This is a genomic window from Flavonifractor sp. An112 (assembly GCF_002161085.1).
GTDB lineage: Bacteria > Bacillota > Clostridia > Oscillospirales > Oscillospiraceae > Flavonifractor > Flavonifractor avicola.
The window spans coordinates 1-9,191 of the sequence record NZ_NFLU01000031.1; the positions used below are offsets into that span (position 1 = coordinate 1).

General features: G+C 62.2%; 13 protein-coding genes. 10 read left to right on the forward strand and 3 right to left on the reverse strand.

The window, feature by feature from the left end; genetic code table 11:
- Window positions 1–209 precede the first annotated feature (209 nt).
- Window positions 210–398: a hypothetical protein gene (locus B5E56_RS14125; RefSeq protein WP_087391343.1), complete on the reverse strand. Its 189-nt coding sequence runs from the start codon at window positions 396–398 to the stop codon at window positions 210–212.
- A 187-nt stretch (window positions 399–585) separates the two neighbouring features.
- On the opposite strand from B5E56_RS14125, the gene B5E56_RS15040 reads away from it, so the two are divergent.
- The 4 genes from B5E56_RS15040 to B5E56_RS14145 all read left to right on the forward strand — a co-directional run bounded on the left by B5E56_RS15040 (window position 586) and on the right by B5E56_RS14145 (window position 2,992).
- On the forward strand, window positions 586–717 hold the full coding sequence (locus B5E56_RS15040) for a hypothetical protein (RefSeq protein ID WP_275532739.1): 132 nt from the start codon (window positions 586–588) through the stop codon (window positions 715–717).
- A gap of 60 nt (window positions 718–777) precedes the next feature.
- A complete protein-coding gene (gene lspA, locus B5E56_RS14135; RefSeq protein ID WP_087391348.1) occupies window positions 778–1,233 on the forward strand; it encodes a signal peptidase II in 456 nt (151 codons plus the stop codon).
- The gene (locus tag B5E56_RS14140) at window positions 1,230–2,144 is read left to right on the forward strand and encodes an RluA family pseudouridine synthase (RefSeq protein ID WP_087391351.1); all 915 of its coding nucleotides are present in this window, start codon (window positions 1,230–1,232) and stop codon (window positions 2,142–2,144) included. The genes lspA and B5E56_RS14140 overlap by 4 nt, the downstream gene beginning before the upstream one ends.
- 65 nt (window positions 2,145–2,209) lie before the next feature.
- Window positions 2,210–2,992, forward strand: coding sequence for an HAD-IIB family hydrolase (locus B5E56_RS14145; RefSeq protein WP_275532741.1), 783 nt, complete (start codon window positions 2,210–2,212; stop codon window positions 2,990–2,992).
- Window positions 2,993–3,035: 43 nt separating this feature from the next.
- Here the strand turns inward: B5E56_RS14145 and B5E56_RS14150 are convergent, their stop codons facing one another.
- Window positions 3,036–4,025 (reverse strand): biotin--[acetyl-CoA-carboxylase] ligase, encoded by a 990-nt coding sequence (locus B5E56_RS14150; protein ID WP_242959013.1) that lies wholly within the window; start codon window positions 4,023–4,025, stop codon window positions 3,036–3,038.
- 174 nt (window positions 4,026–4,199) lie between these two features.
- On the opposite strand from B5E56_RS14150, the gene B5E56_RS14155 reads away from it, so the two are divergent.
- The 4 genes from B5E56_RS14155 (at window position 4,200) to B5E56_RS14170 (ending at window position 6,335) form a co-directional block, all read left to right on the forward strand.
- Window positions 4,200–4,739, forward strand: a complete 540-nt coding sequence (locus B5E56_RS14155) for a biotin transporter BioY (RefSeq protein WP_087188928.1) — start codon at window positions 4,200–4,202, stop codon at window positions 4,737–4,739.
- Between the two features lie 63 nt (window positions 4,740–4,802).
- On the forward strand, window positions 4,803–5,093 hold the full coding sequence (gene yabP / locus B5E56_RS14160) for a sporulation protein YabP (RefSeq protein WP_087188948.1): 291 nt from the start codon (window positions 4,803–4,805) through the stop codon (window positions 5,091–5,093).
- Between the two features lie 494 nt (window positions 5,094–5,587).
- The gene (locus tag B5E56_RS14660) at window positions 5,588–5,863 is read left to right on the forward strand and encodes a septum formation initiator family protein (RefSeq protein ID WP_087188929.1); all 276 of its coding nucleotides are present in this window, start codon (window positions 5,588–5,590) and stop codon (window positions 5,861–5,863) included.
- Window positions 5,864–5,891: 28 nt separating this feature from the next.
- A complete protein-coding gene (locus tag B5E56_RS14170; RefSeq protein WP_087188930.1) occupies window positions 5,892–6,335 on the forward strand; it encodes a S1 RNA-binding domain-containing protein in 444 nt (147 codons plus the stop codon).
- Window positions 6,336–6,400: 65 nt separating this feature from the next.
- Here the strand turns inward: B5E56_RS14170 and B5E56_RS14175 are convergent, their stop codons facing one another.
- The gene (locus B5E56_RS14175; RefSeq protein ID WP_087272831.1) at window positions 6,401–6,970 is read right to left on the reverse strand and encodes a sporulation protein; all 570 of its coding nucleotides are present in this window, start codon (window positions 6,968–6,970) and stop codon (window positions 6,401–6,403) included.
- Between the two features lie 116 nt (window positions 6,971–7,086).
- Between B5E56_RS14175 and B5E56_RS14180 the strand changes: the two genes are divergently transcribed.
- Both B5E56_RS14180 and B5E56_RS14185 read left to right on the forward strand, forming a co-directional pair.
- Window positions 7,087–7,671 (forward strand): hydrolase, encoded by a 585-nt coding sequence (locus B5E56_RS14180; protein WP_087272828.1) that lies wholly within the window; start codon window positions 7,087–7,089, stop codon window positions 7,669–7,671.
- Entirely contained in the window at window positions 7,671–9,062 is a 1,392-nt protein-coding gene (locus B5E56_RS14185; RefSeq protein WP_087391362.1) for an MATE family efflux transporter, read from the forward strand. Before B5E56_RS14180 ends, B5E56_RS14185 begins: the two co-directional genes overlap by 1 nt.
- The last annotated feature ends 129 nt before the right edge of the window (window positions 9,063–9,191 follow it).

A 9,191-nucleotide genomic window follows, 5' to 3' on the forward strand; every position in this document is an offset into this window, starting at 1 on the left:
AGTGCGCACACTGGCGTGGCAATCCGTTTCCCCGGCAAAAGGGACGGATTCCCACGAAAAACGGCCGCCCGGTGGGCGGCCGTTTTTCTCGGAATGACGGGTCTTTGTACGAGCTGCACGTTTTGCAACAGGCCCTTTTTTGCGGGCGGCCATAAAGGCCGCCCCTACAACAGACCGGGTGGGTCCGGTGTTTCCCGTAGGGGCGACCTTTATGGTCGCCCGCCGTCCCGATGGATGGGCCCGTTTTTCGCCTCATAGTCCCGAATCTGCACCCGAAGGAGCTGGCGGACATAGGCGGACAGGCTCCGGCAGGACTGCCGGGCCAGCCAGGCCGCCTTTTCCTTTGTCTCCGGGGTCACCTGGATCAAAATTTTTTGCGTCCTCTGTTCACCTTCCATACCAGTCCCTCCTTTGATTCCTATAATAGCACTCAAATAGATACAATCAATATCTTTTTGTATCTTTAAGAACTATTGTACAGAAAATAAGCAAAAGATATGATGATAGCATCTATTAGAGTCATTAGGAGTGACGAATATGTCTGTCCAGTCCAATCCATATCCCCTGCGCCTGGAAGAGCAGTATATGAATAAAATTCGCATCCTTGCCAAGGAGGGAAGGCGCTCCATCAATATGCAGCTGTGCATTGCCGTGGAATCCTATCTGAACCAGTACGAGCAGGAGCACGGGGAGATCCCTGTTCCCGCCGAGGATTGACCCCTTAGGGCCGTCCGTGTTACAATGAGAGGAACGATCTGTCAAAGGAGCCTAAAAACTATGCTCTATGCCATTTTGGCCGCCGCCCTGGTGGGCCTGGATCAGCTGGTGAAGGTACTGGTCCGCCTCAACATCACCGAGGGGGGCAGCGTGCCCTTTTTGCCCCACATCCTCCAGCTGACTTACTACCAGAACACCGGCGCGGCCTTTTCCATCTTTGAGGAACACACCTGGATTCTCACCCTGATCTCGGCGGCTGCCTCCATCCTTATCATCGTGCTGATGGTCAGAAAGACCTTCAACCACCCCTTCGGCATGGTCTCCCTGGCCCTGGTGCTGGCCGGTGCGGTGGGCAACCTTATTGACCGGCTTTTCCTGGGCTATGTCACCGATATGTTTCAGACCCTGTTTATGAACTTCCCCATCTTCAATGTGGCGGATATCTGCATTGTGTGCGGCGGCATTGCCTTCTGCGTCTACTTCCTGCTGTTCTGCAAAGAGGAGGACAAGGCATGACCCCCCTGCATCTGACCGCCGACCGGGCGGGGGAGCGGGCCGACCAGTTTCTGGCCCGGATGCTGCCCGAGCTGACCCGCTCGGCGGCCCAGCGGCTGCTGGAGGAGGGGGCCGTCACCCTGAACGGCCTGCCGGTAAAGAAGAACTACAAGACCAGCCTGGGGGATGAATTGGTGCTGGCCCTGCCTGACCCCGCCCCCATCGATGTGGTGCCCCAGGACATCCCCTTAGACGTGATCTACGAGGACGACGACGTCATCGCCGTCAACAAGCCTGTGGGTCTGGTGGTCCACCCCGCCGCCGGTCACCCCGACGGCACTTTGGTCAACGCACTGTTATATCACTGCGGTAATTCACTCTCCGGAATTAACGGAGAGCTGCGCCCCGGCATTGTTCACCGCATTGACCGGGACACCTCGGGGCTCATCATTGCCGCCAAGAACGATTTTGCCCACCTGTCTCTGGCGGAGCAGCTTCAGGACCACTCCCTGTACCGGGAATATGAGGCGGTGTGCGTGGGCAATTTAAAGGACGAGTCGGGCACCGTGGACGCCCCCATTTTCCGCCACCCCACCGACCGGAAGAAAATGGCGGTGAACAAGCTCCAGGGCCGGCGGGCGGTGACCCACTGGTCGGTGCTGGAGCATTTAAACGGCTATACCCACATCCAGTGCCGCCTGGAGACCGGGCGCACCCACCAGATCCGGGTCCACATGGCCTACATCGGCCACCCCCTGCTGGGCGACGTGGTATACGGGTCCAAAAAGCCCTGGCCGGGGCTGGCAGGCCAGTGCCTCCACGCCCGGCGGCTGTCCTTCATCCACCCCCGCACCGGGGAACGGGTCACCCTGGAGTGCCCGCTGCCCCACTGGTTTGAGGCGGTGTTGACAAAGCTGCGCGCTATGGTATAAACTTTATAATACCAGTTTAATTCAGAAGGGAGGCGGCTGCCATCGGAAAGTTTGACGGTGTTCTGCTGGTCAGCGATTTTGACGATACCCTCTATGGAGAGAATATGCAGGTGGCGCCCGCCAACCTGACCGCCCTGGACTATTTCACCCGGGAGGGGGGCATCTTTACGGTGGCCACCGGACGGGCTCACCCCACCTTTGCGCCCCACGCCCGCTGCGCCCCCATCAACGCGCCGGTGGTGCTGTCCAACGGCTCGGCTCTGTACGATTTTCATGAGGACCGGATGGTATACGAGACCTTCCTGCCCCAGCGGGTGCGGGAGGACTTGCAGCAGGTGGCCCGGGACATTCCGGAGATCGGCTTTGAGGCCTACAACCACGACGATATCTACGTCTATCAGCCCAACGAGGTCACCCGCCGCCATCTGACCCGGGCGGGAGCCACCGCGTCGGAGGTACCCATTGCCCAGATGCCTTTGCCCTGGAGCAAGGTCATTTTGCAGCAGCGCAACGAGATCCTGCTGGAGACCCAGCGGTATATGCTGGATCGGTGGGCGGACCACTACGAGGTGATCTTCTCCAACGCCGTGCTACTGGAGCTCACCCGGAAGGGGAGCAACAAGGGGGGCATGGTGGCCTATCTGGCCCGTTATCTGGGCATCGATCCCAAGAAGATCTACTGCGTGGGGGACAACCAGAACGACATCCCCATGCTGGCCATCTCGGCCATCCCCTTCGCCCCCTCCAACTGCGCCCAAGAGGTCAAGGACTGGGGGGCCCGCATCCTGTGCTCCTGCGAGGAGGGCTGCGTGGCCCAGATCGTGGAGATTCTGGACTCCATTTATTAAAACGCAAAAAGGACCGCACCCAAGAGGTGCGGTCCTTTTTTGTTTACACATAGCCCAGCAGGCCCCGGACGGAGACCTCCCCGGAGGACAGGGCCTCCCGGGTGCCGTCGGCCCACTCCACCACCAAGGCGAACTGGTCGTCCACCTCCACCGCCCTGCCGATGCGCTCCTCCGACCCCCGGACCACCTTGATCTGCCGGCCCAGGGTGATGCAGCCGGCCCGGTAGCGCTCCAGCCAGCGGTCCCATTGCCCGGGAAAGTCACGGTCCAGCCGGTCCAGGGCGTCCAGCAGGGCGGCGGCCATCTCCGCCCGCCGGGGGGCCCGCCCCAGGGCCTGGGCCATGGAGATGGCCACCGGGGCCACCTGGGGGCCGAAGTCCGCCTCGGTCTGGGTCAGGTTCACCCCGATGCCCACCACCACATAGCGCAGGGCGGCGGTCTCCCCCTCCAGCTCCAGCTCGGTGAGGATGCCGGAGAGCTTGCGGCCCTCCCAGATCACGTCGTTGGGCCACTTGATGCCGGGGCGCACCCCGCACAGGGCCTCCACCGCGTCGCACACCGCCACCGCCGACCAGGCGGTGAGGGCGCTGACCTGCTCCAGGGGACAGTTTGGCCGCAGCAGGGCGGACAGATACAGCCCCCCCGGCGGGGACACAAAGCTGCGGCCCCGGCGGCCCCGGCCCCCGGTCTGCCGGGCGGATACCACCGCCAGTCCGTCGGGCACATCGTCCACCGCCCGCCGCTTGACCTCGTTGTTGGTGGAGTCCACCGTGTCCAGGCACACCAGCCGGGACCCCACCCGCCGGTCCGGGTTCATCAGCTCCCCGGGAGAGAGCAGGTCGGGGGAGGCCTCCAGGGCGTAGCCCCGGCGGGGGGCGGAGGAGATCACATACCCCTCCTGCCGCAGGCCCTCCATGGCCTTCCACACCGCCGCACGGCTCACCCCCAGCTTCTGGCTCATGGCCTCCCCCGACAGGGGGGCGCCCCCCTGGGCCTTCAGCAGGGCCAGTACCTCGTCCCGCAGCATGGTCATCCATCCTTTCCCCTTCCGGCGGGCCACCCTAAAGGTCGCCCCCACATTTTTTCTATGGTATATTGTAGCCTGCCTCAGCTCTCTTTGTCAACCAATTTGATTTTATGGTTGACATTCTCTCTATTGTAAACTATAATCCAATTAGAGTTTACAATATACCCAGGAGGTACCACCATGAAAGTCAAGTCTCTGGTCCACGTCGCCGTGATGGCGGCCCTCATTACCCTGTGCGCCTGGATCACCATCCCCACGGTGGTGCCCTTTACCTTGCAGACCTTTGCCATTTTCCTGGCGGTGGGCATCCTGGGGGGCAAGCTGGGTTCCCTGTCCGTGCTGGTCTACCTGCTGCTGGGAGCGGTGGGCCTGCCGGTGTTCTCCGGCTTTTCCGGCGGCATCGGCCGGTTTGCCGGGGTCACCGGCGGCTATCTCATCGGCTTTCTCCTCATCCCCCTGGTGATGTGGGGGGCCCAGACCCTCTTTGGCAAGGGCCCGGTGGTCTTTGTGCTGTCCGCCGTTGTGGGGCTGGCGGTGTGCTACGCCTTCGGCACCGCCTGGTTCGTGCTGATGTACGCCGCCACCAGCGGCCCCATCGGAGTGGTATCCGCCCTGTGGAGCTGCGTCATCCCCTTCCTCATCCCCGATGCCCTCAAGCTGGCTCTGGCCCTGGTCCTCAGTCGCCGGCTGGCCCCTGTCATGGCAAAGGCCATGGCGTGACTCATATCCCATGCCCCTGTCCCATATAGTAGAGACAAGACTATGTGGGAAAGGGGCATTGTCATGCCGTATGAAAGTGAACGGGGCCGGCCGGAGGTGGCCCACCATCTGATCCTGGAGGACCGGGAGCGCCTGTCGGTGTCCGGGGTGGAGGAGGTGGAGAGCTTTGACGAAAACACCATCGTCATGCACACCTCCCAGGGCACCCTGATCATCCGGGGGGAAAACCTGCACATTGAAAAGCTCAGTCTGGACGGCGGGGACCTGAAGGTGGAGGGGGACGTGGACTCCCTCACCTACGAGGACGGCCGGGGGGAGAAGTCCGGCGGCTTCTTCGGCCGCCTGTTCCGTTGAGATGGAGATCTGGGTATCGGAGCAGGCCCTCTTTCTGCTGGGAGCGGTGGGCCTGGGGGCGGCGGCAGGGCTGATCTACGATCTGCTGCGCATCCTGCGGGTACGCCTGCCCCTCCCCCTCATCGGGGGACTAATGGACCTGCTGTTCTGGCTGGTGGTGACGGCGGCCATCTTTGTCTACTCCACGGTGGCGGGCCGGGGACAGGTGCGGGGTTATCTGCTGGCCGGGATACTGGCCGGCGGCGGGGTCTACTTCTGGGCCCTGAGCCGGGGCTTTTTGTGGCTGGGCTACCGGCTGGCAGATTTTATTGGGGCGGTCTGGCATATTGTGACACTACCGGTTGTGGTGCTGGGCAAGCTGTGTAAAAAAATCGGAAAATCCGCAAAAAAAGCCTTCCATTATCGGCCGAAGTGGTATAAAATAAATGCAATATCCGATGAAACGGAAGATACCCCCCGGTCAGACCGGGCCGCCGACGGGGAAGGAGTCACCCATGAAACTCAAGAAAGCATCCCTTCTGACCAAACTCGTCATCCTGGCGCTGCTCATCGGCACGGCCACCGGCCTGCTGACCATGCGCAGTCAGCTCCAGGCCGCTCAGGCCGATCTGGCCACCGCCCAACAGCAGGTGGAGGAGCAGAAGCAAGTCAACGCCGACCTGGCCGACGCCGTGGAAAACAGCGGCGATCCGGACCGGCAGGCTGACCTGGCCCGTGAGAAACTGGGCCTGGTGGAGCCGGGCGAATACGTCTTCCAGTTCACCGATTGAATTTTGAAAGAGAGGATTTTTCAGGCAAATGGAGTTTGGTGTTGGTACGATTGTGGAAGGAAAGGTCACAGGCATCACGAAGTTCGGCGCTTTCGTCTCGCTGCCCGAGGGCAAATCGGGGCTGGTGCACATCTCTGAGATCGCCTATTCCTATGTAAACGATGTAAAGGATCATCTGAAGGAAGGGCAGGAGGTCAAGGTCAAGGTCATCGGCATCGACGAGAACGGCCGTATCAACCTCTCCATTAAAAAGGCTATGGATCCGCCTCCCCGTCCCGCCGGTCACGGCGGTCAGGGCCGTCCCGGCGGACGCGACCGCGGCTTCAACGGCGGTTTCCGTGGCAAGCCCGCTCCCGCCGAGCCCACCACCTTTGAGGATCGGCTGAAGCAGTTTATGGCCTCCTCCGACAGCAAGCTGTCCGAGCTGCGCCAGGCCGAGCGCCGCAGCTCCCGCCGCGGCGGCCGGAAGTAATTCCATCCGTACATCACAAATCCCCGCGTCTCAAGACGCGGGGATTTTTCTTTGCCGGGGCGAAGTCATCCCCCCAGCACCTGCCACACCCCCAGGGCGATGAGGAGCAGGCCGGACAGGGGGAGGGCGAACCGGCCCAGCAGCCGCCCGGCCACCTTGTCGGCCAGCACCCGGCCCAGGGGCAGGGCGGCCAGGGTAAGTATGAAATTGGCCAGAGAGGCCAGAACCGGACCTACACCGGAGGCCCCGGCGGCCACGCCCACCCCGGCGTTGTTTACCGCCAGGGCGGCGGCCAGAGCCACCCAGCCCAGCAGGCTCTTCCCGGCGGCGGGGGTATCCTCCTGTCCGGTCTCTCCCAAGCCCCGCAGCCAGTCCAGCACGAACCACAGCCCGATCCCCGCCAGCACCAGGCCCCCCAGGGCTCCGGCAAAGCTGCGGCCCAGGGTGGCCGCCGCACCTTCGCCCAGCACCAGGGACAGCCAGGTGATGAGGGTGGTCAGCCCCGCAATGACCAGGGTGTGGGCAGGGGAGGGACGTACCCCCCGTACCGCCCAGCCCATAGCCAGGATCACCGTATCAAAATTACAGGCGGCGGCAAACAGGACCGCCGCCGCCAGCATGGAAAACCACTCCATGGAGCACCTCCTGTTCCGCCCATTCTATTCGGGGTACGAATCAGCGGTGCATGGGGTGGTTTTTTGCAGGGTGCTGTGCTATACTGATTTTTAAGCGAATTACGAGGAGGTCTGTCATGGACAGCAAGGAAGTATTTCTTCAGATCTACCGGGACAACATACACCGGGAGGGCTCCGACGCTCTGCTGGACTATCTGGAGCACAAGAGCGACTTTTTCACCTCTCCCGCCTCCGCCCGGTTCCACGGTTCCTACCCCGGCGGCCTGTGCGAGCACAGCGTCAACGTCTACCGCTGCCTGGAGGCCTATCTGGAGCGGGAACGGGTACGGGAGCTGTATGGCCTGGATTACTCCCCGGAGACGGTTGCCCTGGTCTCCCTCCTCCATGACGTATGCAAAATCGGCTGCTACCGGGGCGGCACCCGCAATGTAAAGGGCCCAGACGGCAAGTGGCAGAGCGTGCCCACCTTCTTCTATGAGGATAATCTTCCCTACGGTCACGGGGAGAAGAGCGTGTACATTCTCTCCGGCTTTTTGCGCCTCACCCGGGAGGAGGCCATGGCCATCCGCTGGCACATGGGCTTCTCCGGCGACGAGGACAAGCGGCTGGTGGGGCAGGCCTTCCAGCAGTATCCTCTGGCCTTCGCCCTCAGCGTGGCGGACATGGAGGCCACCTATTTTCTGGAGAAAGACGAGGCGTAATGGCTGTGGCAAAACGAGAAAACGACCTGGGCCGGGACCCGGTAGGCAAGCTGCTGCTGCGGCTGGCGCTGCCCTCGGTCACCGCCCAACTGGTAAACGCCCTGTACAACATTGTGGACCGGATCTACATCGGCCACATCGAAGGAGTGGGAGACCTGGCCCTTACCGGTCTTGGCGTATGCTTCCCGGTGCTGATGTTTGTCTCCGCCATCTCCGCCCTGGTGGGCATGGGCGGCGGCTCCCGGGCTGTGGTACGGATGGGCGAGGGCAAGGAGGATCAGGCCAACGCCATCCTGGGTAACTGCACCGCCCTGCTCATCGCCCTGTCGGTGCTGGTGACCGCCCTCTTCCTGGCCATCAAGGAGCCTATGCTCCTCCTCTTCGGTGCCACGAAGGAGACCATCGGCTTCGCCACCGACTATCTGACCATCTATCTGTGGGGTACCATTTTTGTGGAGATCTCCCTGGGGCTTAACTTCTTTATCACCTCCCAGGGCTTTTCCACCATCTCCATGGCCACGGTGCTCATCGGCGCGGTGACCAACATCGTGCTGGACCCGGTGTTTATCTTCGGCTTCAACATGGGCGTCAAAGGCGCGGCCCTGGCCACCATCACCGCCCAAGGCGTCTCTGCGGTGTGGGTGCTCCGGTTCCTCACCGGCAAGCGCACCAAGCTGCGGCTGCAAAGTCGGTACTTCCGTATCAATCCCAAGGTACTGGCCCCGGTAGTGGCTCTGGGCGTATCCCCCTTCATCATGAACGCCACTGAGAGCCTGGTCAACGTGGCCTTCAACGCCTCCCTCAAGGCCTACGGCGGCACCTCCGCCGTGGGGGCCATGACCATTTGCTCCAGCGTGCTGCAGATCTTCTTCCTGCTCCTCCAGGGCATCGCCCAGGGGGCCCAGCCCATCATCGGCTTCAACTACGGCGCGGGCAAGCTGGACCGGGTGAAGAAGGCTTTCAAGCTGCTGCTGATCAGCGCCTTTACTTTCAGCTGTACCGCCTGCCTGGCTCTGGAGCTCTTCCCCCACGCCTTTGTGATGCTCTTCAACGACAAGCCGGAGCTGGTGGATCTGGCGGTGTGGGCCCTGCGGATCTATGTGTGCGGAATGTTTATGCTGGGGGTCCAGACCTCCTGTCAGCAGACCTTCGTGGCCCTGGGCCAAGCCAAGATCTCCCTGTTTCTGGCCCTGCTGCGGAAGGTCATCCTGCTGCTTCCCCTCATTCTCATCCTGCCCCGGCTCATCACCGGCCATCAGGTCATGGCGGTGTTTCTGGCTGAGCCGGTGGCCGACGTTCTGGCCGCCCTCACCACCGGGTCCATGTTCCTGTGGCGCTTCCCCCGCATTCTGGCCCACCGCCAGAAGGAGCTGGAGGGCAAACACGCCTGAATACGGTAAAAAGGGCCTGTTGCAAAATAGCTGTTTTGCACAAGCCTGTCATTGCGAGCCAGTGCGCACACTGGCGTGGCAATCCGTTTCCCCGGCAAAAGGGGCGGATTCCCACGAAAAACGGCCGCC

Bases quoted from the DNA above. Each gene is read 5' to 3' on its own strand.
- B5E56_RS14125 (WP_087391343.1), bottom strand. From the start codon at position 398: ATGGAAGGTGAACAGAGGACGCAAAAAATTTTGATCCAGGTGACCCCG.
- B5E56_RS15040 (WP_275532739.1), top strand. From the start codon at position 586: ATGAATAAAATTCGCATCCTTGCCAAGGAGGGAAGGCGCTCCATCAAT.
- lspA (WP_087391348.1), top strand. From the start codon at position 778: ATGCTCTATGCCATTTTGGCCGCCGCCCTGGTGGGCCTGGATCAGCTG.
- B5E56_RS14140 (WP_087391351.1), top strand. From the start codon at position 1,230: ATGACCCCCCTGCATCTGACCGCCGACCGGGCGGGGGAGCGGGCCGAC.
- B5E56_RS14150 (WP_242959013.1), bottom strand. From the start codon at position 4,025: ATGACCATGCTGCGGGACGAGGTACTGGCCCTGCTGAAGGCCCAGGGG.
- B5E56_RS14155 (WP_087188928.1), top strand. From the start codon at position 4,200: ATGAAAGTCAAGTCTCTGGTCCACGTCGCCGTGATGGCGGCCCTCATT.
- yabP (WP_087188948.1), top strand. From the start codon at position 4,803: ATGCCGTATGAAAGTGAACGGGGCCGGCCGGAGGTGGCCCACCATCTG.
- B5E56_RS14660 (WP_087188929.1), top strand. From the start codon at position 5,588: ATGAAACTCAAGAAAGCATCCCTTCTGACCAAACTCGTCATCCTGGCG.
- B5E56_RS14170 (WP_087188930.1), top strand. From the start codon at position 5,892: ATGGAGTTTGGTGTTGGTACGATTGTGGAAGGAAAGGTCACAGGCATC.
- B5E56_RS14175 (WP_087272831.1), bottom strand. From the start codon at position 6,970: ATGGAGTGGTTTTCCATGCTGGCGGCGGCGGTCCTGTTTGCCGCCGCC.
- B5E56_RS14180 (WP_087272828.1), top strand. From the start codon at position 7,087: ATGGACAGCAAGGAAGTATTTCTTCAGATCTACCGGGACAACATACAC.
- B5E56_RS14185 (WP_087391362.1), top strand. From the start codon at position 7,671: ATGGCTGTGGCAAAACGAGAAAACGACCTGGGCCGGGACCCGGTAGGC.